The 16,235-nt window shown below is 72.5% G+C and carries 18 protein-coding genes and 1 pseudogene; 9 read left to right on the top strand and 10 right to left on the bottom strand.

The features are described from left to right. Nucleotide 1: 1 nt before the first annotated feature. The 3 genes from ACF09K_RS32895 (at nt 2) to ACF09K_RS32885 (ending at nt 2,831) form a co-directional block, all read left to right on the top strand. Nucleotides 2–1,030 carry a GntG family PLP-dependent aldolase gene (locus ACF09K_RS32895; RefSeq protein WP_392248997.1) on the top strand — a complete coding sequence of 343 codons (1,029 nt, stop codon included), beginning with the start codon at nt 2–4 and terminating at the stop codon, nt 1,028–1,030. A gap of 145 nt (nt 1,031–1,175) precedes the next feature. Beyond that, nucleotides 1,176–2,246, top strand: a complete 1,071-nt coding sequence (locus ACF09K_RS32890; RefSeq protein ID WP_392248996.1) for a DMT family transporter — start codon at nt 1,176–1,178, stop codon at nt 2,244–2,246. A gap of 6 nt (nt 2,247–2,252) precedes the next feature. Next, nucleotides 2,253–2,831 (top strand): ScbR family autoregulator-binding transcription factor, encoded by a 579-nt coding sequence (locus ACF09K_RS32885; RefSeq protein WP_392248995.1) that lies wholly within the window; start codon nt 2,253–2,255, stop codon nt 2,829–2,831. Between the two features lie 124 nt (nt 2,832–2,955). On the opposite strand, the gene ACF09K_RS32880 is transcribed toward ACF09K_RS32885, so the two are convergent. Further along, on the bottom strand, nt 2,956–3,789 hold the full coding sequence (locus ACF09K_RS32880; protein ID WP_392248994.1) for an alpha/beta fold hydrolase: 834 nt from the start codon (nt 3,787–3,789) through the stop codon (nt 2,956–2,958). A gap of 454 nt (nt 3,790–4,243) precedes the next feature. Here ACF09K_RS32880 and ACF09K_RS32875 point away from each other — a divergent pair, with 454 nt between their 5' ends. Next, the gene (locus ACF09K_RS32875) at nt 4,244–4,825 is read left to right on the top strand and encodes a GNAT family N-acetyltransferase (RefSeq protein WP_392248993.1); all 582 of its coding nucleotides are present in this window, start codon (nt 4,244–4,246) and stop codon (nt 4,823–4,825) included. Between the two features lie 433 nt (nt 4,826–5,258). On the opposite strand, the gene ACF09K_RS32870 is transcribed toward ACF09K_RS32875, so the two are convergent. Beyond that, nucleotides 5,259–5,894: a TetR/AcrR family transcriptional regulator gene (locus tag ACF09K_RS32870; protein WP_392248992.1), complete on the bottom strand. Its 636-nt coding sequence runs from the start codon at nt 5,892–5,894 to the stop codon at nt 5,259–5,261. A gap of 98 nt (nt 5,895–5,992) precedes the next feature. Here ACF09K_RS32870 and ACF09K_RS32865 point away from each other — a divergent pair, with 98 nt between their 5' ends. Continuing rightward, nucleotides 5,993–6,940, top strand: a complete 948-nt coding sequence (locus ACF09K_RS32865) for an alpha/beta hydrolase (RefSeq protein ID WP_392248991.1) — start codon at nt 5,993–5,995, stop codon at nt 6,938–6,940. Between the two features lie 697 nt (nt 6,941–7,637). On the opposite strand, the gene ACF09K_RS32860 is transcribed toward ACF09K_RS32865, so the two are convergent. From ACF09K_RS32860 to ACF09K_RS32835, 6 genes and pseudogenes are all read right to left on the bottom strand, one after another. Continuing rightward, a complete protein-coding gene (locus ACF09K_RS32860) occupies nt 7,638–8,054 on the bottom strand; it encodes a nuclear transport factor 2 family protein (RefSeq protein ID WP_392248990.1) in 417 nt (138 codons plus the stop codon). Nucleotides 8,055–8,101: 47 nt separating this feature from the next. Further along, nucleotides 8,102–8,323: a hypothetical protein gene (locus ACF09K_RS32855; RefSeq protein ID WP_392249067.1), complete on the bottom strand. Its 222-nt coding sequence runs from the start codon at nt 8,321–8,323 to the stop codon at nt 8,102–8,104. 128 nt (nt 8,324–8,451) lie between these two features. Beyond that, a pseudogene (locus ACF09K_RS32850) lies at nt 8,452–8,628 on the bottom strand (NAD(P)-binding domain-containing protein); the annotation flags it as partial. Nucleotides 8,629–8,737: 109 nt separating this feature from the next. Next, complete coding sequence (locus tag ACF09K_RS32845) at nt 8,738–9,490, bottom strand: SDR family NAD(P)-dependent oxidoreductase (RefSeq protein WP_392248989.1); 753 nt, start codon at nt 9,488–9,490, stop codon at nt 8,738–8,740. Between the two features lie 93 nt (nt 9,491–9,583). Beyond that, the gene (locus ACF09K_RS32840; RefSeq protein ID WP_190191534.1) at nt 9,584–10,015 is read right to left on the bottom strand and encodes an Rrf2 family transcriptional regulator; all 432 of its coding nucleotides are present in this window, start codon (nt 10,013–10,015) and stop codon (nt 9,584–9,586) included. A 343-nt stretch (nt 10,016–10,358) separates the two neighbouring features. Continuing rightward, a complete protein-coding gene (locus ACF09K_RS32835) occupies nt 10,359–10,754 on the bottom strand; it encodes a DUF4158 domain-containing protein (RefSeq protein ID WP_392248988.1) in 396 nt (131 codons plus the stop codon). Nucleotides 10,755–11,451: 697 nt separating this feature from the next. On the opposite strand from ACF09K_RS32835, the gene ACF09K_RS32830 reads away from it, so the two are divergent. Beyond that, on the top strand, nt 11,452–12,030 hold the full coding sequence (locus ACF09K_RS32830; RefSeq protein ID WP_392248987.1) for a DUF6461 domain-containing protein: 579 nt from the start codon (nt 11,452–11,454) through the stop codon (nt 12,028–12,030). A 21-nt stretch (nt 12,031–12,051) separates the two neighbouring features. On the opposite strand, the gene ACF09K_RS32825 is transcribed toward ACF09K_RS32830, so the two are convergent. Continuing rightward, on the bottom strand, nt 12,052–12,318 hold the full coding sequence (locus tag ACF09K_RS32825) for a hypothetical protein (protein ID WP_392248986.1): 267 nt from the start codon (nt 12,316–12,318) through the stop codon (nt 12,052–12,054). 138 nt (nt 12,319–12,456) lie between these two features. Further along, nucleotides 12,457–14,232 (bottom strand): serine/threonine-protein kinase, encoded by a 1,776-nt coding sequence (locus ACF09K_RS32820; RefSeq protein WP_392248985.1) that lies wholly within the window; start codon nt 14,230–14,232, stop codon nt 12,457–12,459. Between the two features lie 474 nt (nt 14,233–14,706). Here ACF09K_RS32820 and ACF09K_RS32815 point away from each other — a divergent pair, with 474 nt between their 5' ends. From ACF09K_RS32815 to ACF09K_RS32805, 3 genes are all read left to right on the top strand, one after another. Further along, nucleotides 14,707–14,859 (top strand): hypothetical protein, encoded by a 153-nt coding sequence (locus tag ACF09K_RS32815; protein WP_392248984.1) that lies wholly within the window; start codon nt 14,707–14,709, stop codon nt 14,857–14,859. A 105-nt stretch (nt 14,860–14,964) separates the two neighbouring features. Further along, nucleotides 14,965–15,153 (top strand): hypothetical protein, encoded by a 189-nt coding sequence (locus tag ACF09K_RS32810; protein WP_392248983.1) that lies wholly within the window; start codon nt 14,965–14,967, stop codon nt 15,151–15,153. A 13-nt stretch (nt 15,154–15,166) separates the two neighbouring features. Continuing rightward, nucleotides 15,167–15,724, top strand: a complete 558-nt coding sequence (locus ACF09K_RS32805) for a hypothetical protein (RefSeq protein WP_392248982.1) — start codon at nt 15,167–15,169, stop codon at nt 15,722–15,724. Nucleotides 15,725–16,235 lie beyond the last annotated feature (511 nt).

Here is a 16,235-nt window from a genome sequence, read left to right as displayed (position 1 = left end):
CATGACCCCGATCCCGGCCGGACCGCCGGTCGACCTGCGCTCCGACACCGTCACCCGCCCCGATGCGCGGATGCGCGAGGCCATGGCCCGCGCCGAGGTCGCCGACGACGTCCTCGACGGCGACCCCACCATGCGGGAGCTGGAGGGGGTGGTCGCGCACCGCCTCGGCACCGAGGACGCCCTGTGGGTGCCCTCCGGCTCGATGGGCAACCTGATCGCGCTGTGCGTGCACCTCGAACGCGGCGACCGCTTCCTCGCCCCGGACCGCGCGCACGTACTGGACCAAGAGGTCGGCACGGCGGCATGGCTGGCCGGCGGATTGCCCCGCGCACTGCCGTGGACGGCAGGCCCCGGCACGCCGAGCCCGGCCGACGTCACCCGGGCGGTCGCCCGCGGCGGACCGTACTTCGCGCTGCGCGACCGGCTGCTGTGCCTGGAGAACACCCACAACGCGGCGGGCGGCACCGTCACCACCGTGCAGGAGCACCGTCGGCTGGTCGGCGCGGCGCACGAGGCCGGGCTGCTGGTGCATCTCGACGGCGCCCGCCTGTGGAACGCGGCGGTCGCCCTCGGCGTGCCGCCCGCGGACCTGGCCGACGGCGCGGACACCGTCCAGGTCTGCCTGAGCAAAGGGCTCGGCGCGCCGGTGGGGTCGGTGCTGGCGGGCGGCACCGCGTTCGTGCGGGAGGCGCGCCGGGTCCGCAAGATGCTCGGGGGCGGCGTCCGCCAGGGCGGGGTGCTGGCGGCAGCCGGCCTGGTGGCCCTGGAGCGCGTGGACCGCCTCGCCGAGGACCATCACCACGCCCGGCTGCTCGCGGCCGGGCTGGCCGAGCGCGGCTGGAAGACCGACACCCCACAGACCAACATCGTCCTGCTGCCGGTCGACGACCCGCCGCGCACCGTCTCCCTGCTCGCAGAGCGCGGCGTCCTCACGGTTCCCACGGACACCGGCGTGCGCATGATCACACACCGTGACGTGTCGCGCCGCGACGTCCTGCGGGCCGTGGAGTCCTTTCCGCCGCCCGGCTGAGCCGCATCCGCCACGTTCACGGGCCCCTCGGCACCGACGTGCCTCCCGCACACCGCACCGGGTGCCGGCCGGGCCCGGTGCGAGGCCGGCCCGGCCATCCGTCCCCGTACGCACCACCCGTCGATCCTCTCCACCCGGAGCGCTCATGCCGTCATCGCGTACACCGCGCAGTCGCCTTCACCACGCCGAGCCGGCGACCTCCCCCGGACCGCCGGCCACGGCCGCGCTCCCGCCGGGCAGATCCGGGGCGCTGCCGCTGGCCGGGGCTGTCGCCGGAGGCGCCGCACTGGCCCTGGAGTCCGTGGTCAACGGCCGGCTCGGTGCGCACACCGGGTCCGTGCCGGCGGCCGCCTGGTCGAACACGCTCAGTCTGTGCGTCGCGGCGGCGGCCGCGCTGTTCCTGACCGGCCTGCGGCCGGCGTTCGCCGCGCTGTCGGCGGCGCTGCGGTCCCGAGCACTGCGGCCGTGGCACTGCCTCGGCGGCCTGGCGGGCGGCAGCATGGTCCTGACGCAGGCACTGACCGCCGCCACGCTCGGCCCGGCCCCTTACACGCTGGCCCTCGTCTCGGGCCAGACCCTGTGCGGGGTGGCAGTGGACCATCTCGGCCTGGGACCAGGCGCCCCGCGTCGCGCCACCCGGCGCCGCCTGGCGGGTGGCCTGCTCGCCGTGTGCGCCGTGGCCTTTCCGGTGCTGGCCGCCCCGGACACGGACCGCACGGTCGCGCTCGCCGTCCTGCCGTTCCTCGCCGGCTGTGCCCTGTCCTGGCAGATGGCGGTGAACGGCAGGGTGGACGAGGCTGCCGGGAAGCACCCGTACCCGGCGGTCCTCTTCAGCTTTGCCACCGGCACGGCGCTGATGGCCGCCGCTCTGGTGGTGCCGGCGGTCCTCTCCGAACTGCCCGCGCCCCGGTCCGGCCCGCTGTGGCACTACACCGGCGGCCTGCTGGGCTGCGTGGTGGTGCTGTCCGCCGTGCTGACCGTGCGCCGCATCGGGGTCCTCGCTGCGGGGCTCGGGATGATCAGCGGGCAGGTGCTCGGATCCCTGGCCCTGGGCCCGCTGCTGGGGGAGCCGCCGGCGCACCAGGGAACGGTCGCGGTGGGAGCACTGCTGCTGATCGGCGCGGCCGTGCTGGCGGCTCCCGCCGGTGACCGGCCGCGGCCGGGACCCCTCCCACCGCCGCTGGCCGAGCACCCGTTCGACGGGAGAGGGAAGTGACCCCCGGTGGCACGACAGCAACGCGCCATCCGCTCCCGTGACGCCATCGTGCGGGCCGCGGCGCACGTCATCGACCGGTACGGCCTGAGGGCCGCGACGATCTCCAAAGTGAGCGCCGAGGCCGGCCTGTCCAAGGGCGCGGTCTACTTCCACTTCACCGACAAGGACGCGCTGGCCTCCGCGCTGGAGTCGGAGGCGGCACGCGCGCTCGACGAACTGACCGCCGCCCGTGCCCGCGGGGGCGGCCCGGCGCTGACGGCAATGGTGGAGACGACCCGTGAACTAGCCGGTCTGCTGAGCCGCGACGTGGTCGTGCGAGCCGGATTCCAGGTCAGCTGCGACCGTGCCGAAGGCGGTGTTCCGGTCCTGCGCCGGCGTCTGGCCGCGCTCCTGCTAGGGCTGCTGGAGGACGCCCGGCGCGACGGCAGCCTGGCACCGGACGTCGCGGTCGAGGACATCGTCGCCGCCGTCCTCGCGGTCACCGTCGGCGTGCAGATCCTTTCGCGCCAGCCGAATGCCGCGGTGGAGGTCTCCGGGGCTCTGGAGCGTTTCTGGCACGCCGCGCTGCCGCGGCTGATCCATTGACCGCCGGCGCGGACATCCCGCAGCCGGGGAGCTCTCGGCCGGCGGTGCCGCAGGGGCCCCGGCCCGCGGCCCCGTCGGCGTCCGCGGCCCCGCGCGCCGCACCGGGCCGGAACCACTGTCACGGCTACGGCAGCCGCGCCTCGACGTCCCGGCCCACGGCCCCCTGGAGGGTCCGCTCGATGTGCCGGGCCAGGCCCTCGGGGTCCTGCGCGTGCGCGAGGTGACCCTGGCCGGGCATGGTGACCACACGGGCCCGGGGCAGGGCTGACGCGAACGCGGCGAACGCGTCGCCGTAGGGCGGGACACCCTCGTTCTCGCCGCCGAGCAGCAGGGTGACGGGCAGGTCGAGCGTGCCCAGCTCCCGCAGGTCGGCGGGGTGCCGGTCGAGGGCCGTCAGCTCCCGGGCCAGCGGGGCGGCCAGTCGCCTCAGCACCTCCCAGGCGGGGCTCCGGCGCAGTCGCGCCACGTACTCCTCGGAGAACCCGGACACGTCGCGATTCACGATCTCCACGGCGCGGTCCAGGTCGCCGGCCTCGTCGGCCTCCCGCAGGGCGCCGAGCACGTGGCGGCCGAAGGGCCGTACGACGGGTTCGTAGAGGGTGAGCGAGTGTACGGCCGCGGGGCGCCGCGCCGCCGCCTCCAGCGCGACGAGCCCGCCGAAGCTCCAGCCGAACAGGTCCACCCCCTGCCCCACGTCCTCGGCGGCGACGATCTCGTCGAGCACACGGTCCAGGTCGTCGATCTCGGTGCGCACCGAGTAGTCCGCGCCGAGCTCACCGCTGGGCCGGCGCCCGCGCCGGTTCATCACGTAGACCGGTCCGGCCAGTTCCAGGGCGTCCACGACCGGCTGCCAGGCGGCGGCGTCGGCCATCACTCCCGGCACGATGAGCAGTGGTCTGCCCGAGCCGTCCCGCCGGGTCAGAGTGATCCGGACGCCGTCGCGTTCCACTTCGAGCACGGTGCTGTACCTCCTGGACGAGCCCTTCTGCCCGCGGACGGGCATACATGGCATCCACAACGAGGCGGCCCGGCGGGGGAAACGGCGCGTTCCGGCCACCCGCAAGGATCCTCGGGCGGTGGGACGGGCTCCGCCTTCCCCGACGAGCGAACGTCCGCCTCGGGGCGCGCTGTCGTTTCGGATGGCAGGCCGGAGAGCCGGCGCTGTACCGGTTCGTTCTCGTCGGCGGGCCACTCGGCCAGCCGGCGTTCGGGCAGTTCCGGGTCGTCGGCGGCCTGGGGGATGCCGCGTCCGGCCGGGCGGACTCCGGGGGGCGACGAAGCGCGAACGGACGAAACCGCCGCGGGCGTGGAGGGATCGGAGGTGCCCGGCGACCTGGAGCCTTGGGCCGGGGTGCGGGCGAGCCCGGCCGGAACCCGTCCTGCCGTGGTGGGAGTGGTCGTAGCGTCGTGCCATGACCACTGTGGACGACACGGCTTACCGGTACCGCATCGCCACTGCCGAGGACACCGAGGCCGTCAACGCCCTGGACGCCTCCTTCACCACCGGCACCGTCTTCCAGGTGACCGTGACCGAGGAGGGGTTCGCGCTGCGGGAGATCCCGGTGGAGCCGCCCCTGACCAAGGTGTTCCCCGAGGACGAGCCGGACGACGACGAGGACGGCGCGGACGGCGCGGACGGCGCGGACGGCGCGGACTCCCGCGCTTTCGTCGTCCATGGCGCCGCCGGCGACCTGGCCGGGTTCGTCGCCGTCTCGTACTCTGGCTGGAACCGCCGGTTGGTCGTCGAGGACATCGCAGTCGCCCCACAGCACCGGGGCCGGGGAGTGGGCCGCGCGCTGATGGGACTCGCGGGGGAGTTCGCCCGCGAGCGGGGCGCCGGTCACCTCTGGCTGGAGGTCACCAGCATCAACGCGCCGGCAATCCACGCATACCGCCGAATGGGCTTCGCCTTCTGCGGACTCGACACCACCCTCTACGAAGGCACCGCTTCCAAGGGTGAGCAGGCGCTCTACATGAGCATGCCCTGCCGCTGAGCCGACCCCGGGCGGCACAGGCAAGGAGCGGGGTCCGTCGACCGGTGCGAAGGCGACGGTCGGCAGCCAGGCCGGAGCCTCCGCTCGAGACCGCAGCCCGCTCGTACCGCCGCGCGTACACGTCCGGCAGACGGTGATGGTGCGGGGAACTGTTGCCCACTTTCGGGTGGCGGCCCCGGGCGACCTGGGGTGACGCACCACGGCGTCCATCACCGCCCGCCGCCTGAGCGCCGGCGCCCTGACCGCGCCCACGTCGGCGGCCGAGCACCGCCCGCACCGGCCGGATGCGCGGATCTCCGACGTGCAGTACGACTCCCCGGGCCGCGACGACCGCTCCCACCACCCCCTTCACCGCGCGCCGGTAAGTGCCTGTTTCCGGACGCTGTATCAGCAGGTCAAAGGGTGTTAGGGGTGAGCTGGCGCCCGCGAGCCGCTACCGGACGAGGTAGCTCTCGATATGGTCGATCACCACTGACACGGCCTGCCGGTAGGCGGTGCTCGACCGGCGGACCTGGGACAGCAGCATGCCGCCCTGGACGGCGGCCAGCAGAGCGGTGGCGAGCGCGGCGGTATCGGCGCGCTCGCTCAGCTCGCCCCGTGCCTGCATGCGTGCGAGTCCGGACCTGACGGGGCCTTCCCACCGGTCGAAGGCGGAGACGAGTCTGGTCCGCGCCGACTGATCGCTGTCGGCGAGTTCGCCGGCGAGCGAGCCGATCTCGCAGCCGCCTTCGCATCCTCTCGCGTCTTGCCGGCTCCCTGCCCTGTCGCACCACTCGCGCAGGGCCTCGATGCTGTCCAGGTTGTCCAGCAGCGGGCGCTGCTGGGCGAGCCGGGTGTCCGTCTGGTGGTCGATGACCGCCAGGACAAGGCCCTGCTTGTCGCCGAAGTAGTGGTAGATCTGCGACGCGCTGACTCCGGCGGCCGCCTGGATGTCCGGGATGCTCGTGCCTCCCACGCCGCGGTGGAACATCAGTTCCGCGGCGGCCTCGATGATGCGTTCGCGGGTCTTGCGGCCGCCCTTGGTGAGCCGCTGCCCCTTCGACTCTCCGGCCTTCGCTGGTGCGCTCATGTGCCCACGCTACCCAAGTTGGAATTGACATTCCAACTACGCTCCGCCAATGATTCTGGAAAGGTCATTCCATCCCGGGTGGCCGTCTCTTCGGACAGGTGAGTGCCGTGCCCCTCGACCTCCAGATCGAGACCCTGCTCAAGAAAGTGGCCGCAGGAGGCGGACCGGCCCCCGAGACCCTGACGGTGGCGGAGAACCGCGCGTTCGGGCGCGCCTTCGGCGCCCTGGCCGGCGATCCCGTACCGGTCGCCGACGTCCGGGACACCACGGTGCCTGCCGACGGCCGCGACATACCCGTCCGCATCTACCGGCCCTTCGCCCAGCCGGGCGCCGGGCCACTGCCCGTGACGCTCTTCTTCCACGGCGGCGGATGGGTCTTCGGGGACCTGGACACTCAGGACGACATCGCCCGCACCGTGACCAGCCGCTCCGGCACAATCGTGGTCTCCGTCGACTACCGGCTGGCACCCGAGCACCGCTTCCCGGCCGCGGTCGACGACGCCTGCGCCGCGCTGGCCTGGGTTGCGGACAACGCCCCGGGCTTCGGGGGCGACGGAGAGCGCATCGCCGTGTTCGGCGAGAGCGCCGGCGGCAACCTCGCCGCGGTTCTCGCACAGGAATCCCTGCGCCGCGGGGGACCTCGCATCATGCTTCAGGTGCTCGCCTACCCGGCGGTCGACCGGTTCGACGACAGCCCCTCGATGTACGAGAGCATGGCGGGCCCGGTCCTCTCCCGTTCCTACCTCGAGTGGTTCTGGGGCGCCTACCTCAGCACCCCGGACCAGGGCGCCGACCCGAGGGTCTCGCCGGCACGCTCCCGGGAACTGGCCGGACTCGCTCCTGCCGTCATCGTTACCGCCGAGAACGACCCCCTGCGCGACCAGGGTGACCACTACGCCCGCAAGCTGGCCGACGCCGGCGTGCCGGTCCAGCACCTCCCGGTCGAGGGAGCCGTTCACGGCTTCCTCTCGTTCACCGGCTCGGTGCAACTCTCGCGGGACGTACTGAACCAGCTCGCGGACGCCGTGGCCACAGCCTTCAACTGACCCGGCCTGTGCGGCACCGCCGGCCGCCGATCTTCTGCCGCACGCAAGCAGGACGGCGACCGCCACTGTGCCGACCCCTGCTGTGAAGCGGCCGGTACGGGGCTGCCCGGACCGGCCGCTTCGGCTGCGGCAGCTCGTGGCCGTCCCGGCCGATGAGCCGTAAAGAGTCGAGAAGCGGGTCAAACACCTCCCGACTGTGGCCGATCAGGGCGGTGACCAGCTTGCGGACCCCGCCTTGGTCAGCCGCTTCACGGCCGCCGCGCGCGTCTCTCGCCGCCACCCGGCCGGGACGGCCCGCCATCGACCCGGGTGGACGCGGACACGCGGATCAAGCCACGCCCGCCGGCTGTCGTCAAACGATCGTCTGCGAACACCATTCAGCCGGGCGAGGAGGCCGGAGACCGGCGGAACACGGTGGGGGGCGAAAGTTCGTGGGCGCCGGTCAAGTTCCCAGCGCGGCAGGCCCGGCGGGCGGCACGCTGGTCGACATGGCGACACCGGCCGACGGCCTGGCGACGCCGGGGGACCTGGTCGGCAGTCATCGCCGAAGGCCGACCGCCCCGACGTGCTGACCGGCAGCAATTGACCGGGGGCGAGTTCTGCTCCCCGTTTCGGCTTCGGCTGTGTCTCGGCTGACCCTGTGCGTACCTGCCCGGCCGGGCCGCCCCGGGCCGCGGGGTCCCTGAGTGCCCTCCGCTCAGACGGCGTTGAACGCCTCGGCGACGGTCAGTGTGTCCTCGTACAGGTGCATGCGAACGATTCGGCCGTCCTCGACCGCCAGGTGCATGGCCGCCGGTGTGGTGAACTCCTTGCCGCTGGCCACGGCGGTGTGCGTGAAGACTGCCAGCAGCACCACGTCACCACCGTCGACGATGAAGCGCTCCAGCACGACCTCGCTCCGGCCGTGCGCGAAGTGCGGCCACATGGTGGTGAAGTAGAGGGCGACCTCCTCCCGGCGGGTACGGCGCCCGGTCCAGGGCAGCGCGTCGCTGCCGGGGACGTGCCAGTCGATCTCCTCGGAGAACAGTTCCTGGATGCCGTCGGGGTCCTGCCTGCCGAGGCGCTCCAGGAACTTCTCGGCCACGGTCCGCGAGGTCTGAGCATCTGGTGCCATCGTCCTTGTCCTTTGTCTCTTCGTCTCTTGAGGGTCTCGGTCGGGCCTCAGCCCTGGAGCAGGAAGTGCTTGCCGCTCAGCGGCCCGCCGAGCTGCATGAGCGCCCCGCCTTCGCGCAGCGCGCCAAGGCCGACCGGCGCGAACTCGAATTCGGATTCGGTCAGCAGTCGTGTGAAGGGGGTCTTGGTGCTCTCGTCGTCACCGGCGAGGAAGACGACCTGGTTGCCGTCCCGGTGCCGGGGAACGGGAGCCGTACAGGTGGCGAACATGGTGGTGAGGCCTTGATCGGCGTGGCGCCGGGCGGTTGCTGGGCGACCCACTCGCTGCCGGTCGGCGGCGAGACGTCGGCGAAGCCGCGGTAGGGGTCGGACCGGGCGAACTGGTCGGTCATGTCGACCACCACTCGGTCCGTCCAGTGTCCGAGCCGCCGCCCGACCGCGGGGACCGCGCCGAACGGGACGGCGAGCAGAACCAGGTCGGCCGCCGCCGCTTCTTCGAACGTGGCCGCCGAGGCGCCGGGCCCGATGGCGGCGACTGCCGCATCGCCCGCCCGGTGGTGGACCACGCTCTTCATGACGCACTCCTTGTCGTGGTGTCGAAGCCGTTGCCCTGGCGAGACGGTCGCAAGTACGCGGCTCGGAGGCCCTGGAGCGTCGATGCGTGCCGCCTCGCCGATTCGCCGCCTAGAGCTGTGTGACGCCGCCGTCGACGAGCAGTTCAGCGCCGGTGGTGAAGCTGCTTTGGTCGCCGGCCAGGTAGAGGGCGGCAGCGGCGATCTCGTCGGGACGGCCGAAGCGGCCGAGCGGGGTCGGCGGGGCGGGCTCGGCCGCGGTGGGCCGATCGTCGCGCGGAAAAGCGGCGATGAGCTCGGCCAGACCAGGGGTCTCGACAGGGCCGGGGGTAAGAGCGTTGACGCGGATTCCGCGGCCGGCCAGCTCAGCGGCCCAGGTGCGTGCGAGGCTGCGGACCGCGGCCTTGGAGGCGGCGTAGACGCCCAGGCCCGGGGTGGCCAGCAGGGCCGAGTTGGAAGAGATCAGCGTCACCGAGGCGCCGGCCGTCAGCAGCGGCAGCGCCTTCTGAACAGTGAAGACCGTGCCCTTGAAATTGATCGAGACAGTGCGGTCGTACTCTTCCTCGGTGATCGTGCCGAGCGGGCTGTATTCCCCGACCCCGGCGTTGGCCACCACCATGTCCAGGCGGCCGCTGCGGTTCGTGATCTCGGCGAAGACCCGGTCGAGGTCGCCGAGATCGGAGGCATCGGCCTGGATGGCGATGCCTAGGGCTCCGACCTGTGCGGCGGCGGCGTCGAGCTCGGTCTTGCGGCGCCCGGTCAGGTAGACGGTGGCGCCCTCGGCGGCGAAACGGCGGGCGATCGCCAGGCCGATGCCGCTGGAGGCGCCGGTGACGAGGGCGGTCTTGTCGTCCAGCTGTCCCATGAGATTCTCCGATTCCTTGGTGTAACTATTTTTGTTACATCGATGGCCGTGGAATGCGACCCCCCTCGATCAGGGGGAGTCGGCGGTTCGAGGTCAGGCGGCTTTCAAGACGTCCCGCAGCACGTCCTCCAGCGTGGTCTTGGCCAGCTCCCTGCGCAGGGCGGCCTCCACGTCGTCGTACACGGCGGTCATCGCCGGCCCGATGCCGTGGCCCACGACGCACTCGGGGTTCGGTGTCGCGCGATGCAGGGCGAAGACCGGTCCCGGTTCGATCGCCTGGTAGACGTCGAGCAGGGTGATCGCCGCCAGGTCCCGCGCGAGCATCCAGCCCGCCCCCGCCCCCCGCCGTGAATCGGCCAGGCCGGCCTTGCGCAGCTCGCCCAGCAGGCGGCGGATCACCACGGGGTTGGTGTTGACGCTCGTCGCGATCTGCTCGGAGGTGGCGACCTCATGGCCGCGCCGCTGATACAGCCCGATCCATGTCAGGGTGTGCGCCGCGATGGTCAGTCTGCTGTTGGCACTCACGTCGGACTCCACCTCCCTCACCCCTCGGCTTTAGTCGTAACTGTAGATGTTACAACCCTGTGCGGCAAGTCTTGCGGAGCCGGCTGGACCGGCCTCGTCAAGGAGCACGCCACCCGCGAGCACACCATCGCCGAGTTCTTCTCCGCCAAGCCGGGCCACCGTCCGTCGACTCCTGGAACGCACCCACGGCCGGCACCGTACAGAAGCCGAACGGCAGCAGGGCCCCGCCAGCCTGCCGGCGGGTCCGGTGTCCCCTGGTCTCCGAGCCAGCAGGACTCCAGGGCCGACTCTCCTGGTCATGCCAGGTCCGCCGGGCGGTTCTTCGAGACGGCCTCGCTCCGCATCACCGCCTCGGCGATCTTCCGGCCCTCGCCTTGTCGTACGACAGGCCCGTTCGCTGCCGTACGGCGGTCCGCTGCCGCTCCGCCGTACGGTTCGCGGCTCCCGGCATGGTGCCCTCCGGCAGGTCCGACGCCCGGTGGGCGAAGTCGACGACCGTGTCGGGGGGCCCGTCCAGCTTCGGGAAGCACCCCATTCGCTGGTACGGCTTCAGCATCAGCAGCTGGGCCAGCAGATGCTCATCGCCGTCGGTACGGGTGGTAGCCCGCTCAACCTCGTCACGGCTCGGCGCGAAGAACAGATGCAGCTCATGCGCGGTGATCAGCCACTTGAACCGCGGACACGCGGTCCTCTCGATCGAGGTCACCCCCACCCCGCCCCGGACGGCATCCAACGTCACCACCAACGACGCTGAGCCGAACGGGTGACGGGCGGACCCGCTCAGGCGTTCAAGATCATCCCGCGGCGGGTTTCTGGCGTATCTGGGTCATGCCCCGGCTGGTCCTCACGCTCCCCGCCGCGGGCCGGGCTCGGCGGCACGGCCGGAGCCGGTCGCTTTGGAGCGGGGGTCAGGAGCCGCTGTGAAGGCCGGTGCAGAGGAAGTGGTGGGCCTGGTCGACGGCTGCCGGCGGGTTCTTCGCGGCCGCGTCGGCGAACGCCTGGGCGTCCTTTTCCGGCACCGGGGCGGTGGTGGCTGCGGACGGTGCAGTGGGTGAGGCCGACGCGTGGGCGGTGATGGCCACCCCGGCGATGAGGGCGGCTGCTGCGGCGACGGCGATCCTGCGGTTGATTCGGACACGTGCGGTGCGCAGGGGGGAACTCCTGGTGCGTGGCGCACGGTGCGCGCCACGCGGGTACTGAGGCGGGACCCGGGCGGTCCGGCCGGTCTGCTGTTGAGCTGGAGGAGGGTTCGGCCTGGCCGGCCCGGTGGACGGGGATCGAAGCGAAGGGGTCTGCTGCGGCCGCGGGTAACCGGGGGACTGGCCACCAGGCTCTTGCCGGTTTCATGGTGTCAGCGTTCGTCACCGGGAGTTCAGGTGCGTGTCGTAGTGTTGGCGGTCGCCACGCGGATGCTGACCGGGAAGGCGCGGGTCGTGATGGCTTCCACGTTGTTCGATGTGCTGGGGGACGAGTGGTTCTGCGTGACCGCGGTCCGGGGGCTGGGGGAGGCGGACGTAGTGGCCCGGCTGGGTGCTGCCGGCTCGGATCCGCTGCCCCGGTATCCCATCGACGGTGTGGCTGAGCACTTCAGCCTGGACAGCTGGGCGGTGCGGGTCCACTGCCCGGAGGGGCCGGGTTGGGCGTATGTGTTCGATGCGCTCCCGCAGATGGGTGTCCCGTTCAGGAAGCCGGTGCTCAAGGAGCTGTCCAGGAGCACGGAAGCGGTGTCCGTGTGGAAGTTCCTCGGCGGCACCACTCGCGTGGCGCACGCCCGCGACGGGGAGATTCTCGCCCTGTTCGACTCGTGGAGGTTCGACCCGGCTTCTGGGAAGGAGCCGGACCGGCTCAACCGAGCCCTGGAACGGGTCGGCTTCTTCCTGGACGAGCCGGATGACGACTTCTCCGACCCGGCTGCCGCTCTGGAGGCGGTGGAGAGCGAGTTCGGCCTGGCGGTGAACCCGCAGGAGGTGGCGGGGCCGCTGCCGACGGTCGTCGTTCCCTTACGGGCCGACTGACCGGACTGCAGCGGCCGCCGGTCAGAAAGTCACCCTCAGCCGGAAGCCGTCATTGTCAGCCAGACGCGCGCTCTGGACGAAGTTTCCGTAGGCACCGCCCAGGTCGGAGTCGAGGCTTCCGGGGATGTGGCCGCGCACGCACTTCTCCTCCCCGGTGAACGGGCCGAGGGGGGTGATCGTGGGCCGGCCGGCGGCGTTGTCACCTGTGTCATCCGCGCGGACAGCGGTCACCTGGGCGCAGTCCTTCTTCGTCTGGTCATGTGCTCCGACCAAGGTGTACGTGATCACGACAAAGGCCGTGAGGGCCACCCGGCGCCAAGAACAAGCACTGGGCACCCCGCTACGACGTCGGCAAGACCGTCAAACGCCCCGAGACCCTCAAAGCCATCGGCAAGCCCGGTAGACCCCGGTAGACAAAGAACAAGCTCAGGACGTGCCGCGGCTGTGGTACAGGGCCGTGGGCGCACCGGCGGACTGGCTGCCCTCATCACCGAGGCTGATGGTGTCGGCAGCGGTCAGCTGGACCACGTACAGGTGGCCGCTCTCGCACTGCAGCGAGGTGTCCGAGCGGTTGGTCGCGTGGCTGGTGGCCGCGACGAACGTGGCTGTCGTGCCGCGCACCGACCGTAGTTCCAGGGCTTCCGTGCAGCCGACCTCGCGGCCGGTGCCAGTTTCCTTGATGTTGCTGACCTGTTTGCCGGCCAGTTCGCCCACCGCGGCGGTGTGCAGGGTGAGGGTCACGGTGAACGACTCGGTGCGCGGGTGCTGTCGGCCGTCCGCGTCAGGGTTGCCCGGCCCCGTGCCGGTCCAGACGCCCGCCCATGCGGCGGAGAGGGCGGGCGTGGAGGACGACGGGGTCGGGGAGGCCGTGGAGCCTCCGCCGGCCGCCTCCTTGCCGAACGGGTTCCACAGCAGGACGCCGGTCACCAGGGCGGCCACCGCGAGAACGGAACCGGCGGCGGTCCAGCGGACGCGGCGGCGTGCGGCCCCCTCCCCGTGGGGGGTGCAGGCGCCGTGCGGCCCGAACCCGGCCGGCCCGGCGGTGCCGGGGGCGAACGGGCCGGGGGTGTCTGTGGCCGACTGGCCATACGGGGCCGGGGCGCCGGGCGGCGGCGCGTACGGCGTGGCGGGGGTCGGGTATTCGAGGGACGGGGCCAGGGACACCGCCCCGGCGGCCGTCGGCACGGGCGGTCTCCCGCCGGCGGGCGTCACCGTGTCCGACGGCGCCTGCCCCTGGCCGTGCTGCGGTACCGCGCACCGGTGTGCGACCTCCTCCTCGCGGGCCGCGAGGTCGGCGCCGAGTCCGGGCGGGAGCGCGCTCTTCCACGCGTCGGCCACCGGAGCGGGCCCGCCCTCGTGAGCGGCCGTCCGCGGGTCGTCCGCGACCCGCCCCCGGCGCAGCCGGGCCGCCAACTCGACGCTGTCCGGCCGGTCCTTGGGCCGCTTCGCCAGGCAGTCGCGGATCAGCGGGGCCAGTTCGGCCGGCACGCCGTCCAGGCGGGGCGGCTCGTGGACGATGCGGTAGAGCAGGGAGGCGGCCGAGGGCTGCTCACCGGGATACTCGAAGGGACCGGTGCCGGTCGCGGCGAACACCAGGACCGCGCCCAGGGAGAAGATGTCGCCCGCCTCGGTGACGGTTCCCCCGGCGGCCTGTTCGGGAGCGAGGTAGCCGGGCGAGCCGATGACACCGCCGGTGCTGGTGTGGTGGGAGTCATCGGCGGCTCGGGCGATGCCGAAGTCGATGAGCATGGGCCGGTCGCGGCCGAGCAGGACGTTGGACGGTTTGACGTCCCGGTGGGTGAGCCCGCAGGCGTGCACGGCGGCCAGCGCCGCGGCGAGTTCGGCGGCCAGGGCGCGCAGGGCGGCGGGCGGCAGCGGCCCGTGCCCGGCGACCCAGTCGGAGAGGGCAGGCGCGGCGACGTACTCGATGGCCAGCCACAGCGGGCGGTGGCCGGGCGGACTGAAGTCCACCACCGAAACGGTCCACGGGGAGCGGACGCGGTCGCTGGTGCGGATCTCCCGGGCGAAGCGCCGCTCGAAGTCCGGGGCGGCGGTGAGGCCGGGCCGGACCGTCTTCAGCGCCAGAGGGCGGCCGGTCGGCGTGCGCGACAGGTAGACCTGCCCCATACCGCCCGCGCCGAGCCGCGCCAGCAGCGGATAGCCGCCGATCGTGGCCGGGTCCGTGCTCTCCAACGACTGCACGTACGCCTCCCCTTGGTCACCTCACCCCGTGACGGAAGCAGGATAGTGGGCGGCCCCGGCCGGGGTACGTGCGCGGACTACGCCCTCATCAACGGCACCTGGGCGGCCCCACCGTCGACGAACGCGGCGACCCCACCCAGGGCGTCGGCCGCACCGTCACCGGCTCCGGAGCGACCATGATGCGCTCCCTGTACGTCCACCTGCCCAAAGACGGCCCCCCGACGGACTGGACGAGATCCTCCCCGAGGACGGCTCCATCAACTGCCTCACCGACCGGGAGACCGCCGCCCTGGAAGCACAGGGCCTGTGGCACGACTGGACCGTGCCACCGCCCTCCGGCAAGGACGACGACAGCCATGGCGCCGACAGCGGCCAGTTCGACGACGTCGCCACGTTCGCCCCGCCGCCCCTCCCACCCAGAAGCAGCCCAAGATCACGGTCAAGGACAAAGTCCTGGCCGCGGTCACCGGCCAGATGACGGCCAAGGAAATCCGCAGCAAGGTCGACGCCGCCGCCGGCACCGTCCGCAACGCCCTGTCCGACCTCGTCGCCGAAGGACGCCTGCACCAGGTCGACCACGGCATCTGCGCACCCGCCCCGGCTCCCGCCGGCCCGCAGGACGACTGACCAACCTCCGTCCTACTGCGCTGTGGCCCCGGCACCCGCCCGGGGCCACAGCCGTACCCGCACGGCCCACACCCTCCCGCCCCACCCCATGGAAGGAATCACCCTGTGATCGTCTCCGTCTCCGCCGTCCTGCTCCTGGCCGTCGTCGTGGCCGTCCTGCTGCGCCGGCGCACCGTCGGCACCGGCTCCGCCCTCGCCCGCGGTGCGCTCGGCTTCTGCCTCGCCTCCACCGGCATCGCCCCCGCCACCACGGAGTTCCTGGCCGCCGTGGCCGGCCTCGTGTCGCTGGGCTGACGGGAGCACCACCATGGCCGCCTCACTGCCCACCGCACCCGCCGCCACGCCCGTCCAGACGCCCCCGGCAGCAGCACCCGCCGACGGAGGCCGCCTCAGCCTGGACGCCCGGCTGGCCGCTGTAGAGGCGGCCATGACCGTCCGGCTCGACGAAGCCGCCGTCGCCCACGAAGTACGCATCGCGCATATCCACACCGACCCCGTCGACCTCGCCGACGTCATCACGGTGCCGCTCACACCGACCCTCCAGCCACCGCAGCGGCTCCCCGCCACCCCGGTGGCCGCTCTCCTCGAGCGGGCCCGCACCCGGATGGAAGCCGACGGATGGTGCGCGGGAGCACTGACCGACGAGTCCGGCGCGGTCTGCCTGCTCGGCGCCATCCGCAAGGAAGCCGGCGGCGACCGCGGCCTGGAAGCCGACGCCGCGGCCGTCGTCCTGGACGCCATCCGCCGCCGCTTCGGCGACCACGTCGAATCCGTGCCCGCCTTCAACGACGCCCACGGCACCGGCCGGATCCCGCTGCGCATGCTCGACCAAGCTGCCGGCCTCGCCGACGCCCGCGGTCTGTAAAACCCCGCTCCGGCTACGACAGTCAATCAGCCGGCGTCCAGGGCGGAGGCGGGCTCGTGCTCTCCCCACCGCAGGGCCAGCACTCGAACTCGTCCGGCGTCTGGTGCGTGCGATCGCAAGGCGGAGGGTCGCCCCGATACTGGTTGTATCGGGGTGATCCCGACAACGCGGCTGGGGGTCCCCCTCGGGGGGAGTGCGTGCCAGGCGTCGCCGGGCTGGGGGCACCCCCTCTGGGGGAGGGACTTTCGAAACACGCCCTAGCCCCTCGCCCTGTCCCGTCACACGTGGACGAGGACCGGACAAGCTGCCCGGCCACCCTGGTCAAGCGCGACTGAACCGGCTGCATCAGCAGCCGACGAATCGGCGGCCAAGAACTCGATTTCTCTCGCGGGTAAGCCCCGACATCATGGCCGTCGCTAAGGGCTGTCCCGCAAGTGATCTCAGATGTGCTCCTCAGCAGTCGTCGTCATAGATCCACTATCCGGTCAAGGCGAGGTTGTGGAGCCGGGCG

Source organism: Streptomyces sp. NPDC014882 (assembly GCF_043081325.1).
Taxonomy (GTDB): domain Bacteria; phylum Actinomycetota; class Actinomycetes; order Streptomycetales; family Streptomycetaceae; genus Streptomyces.
The sequence above is the reverse complement of the archived record's forward strand: the minus strand, read 5'-3'. Positions and strand labels throughout refer to the sequence as shown.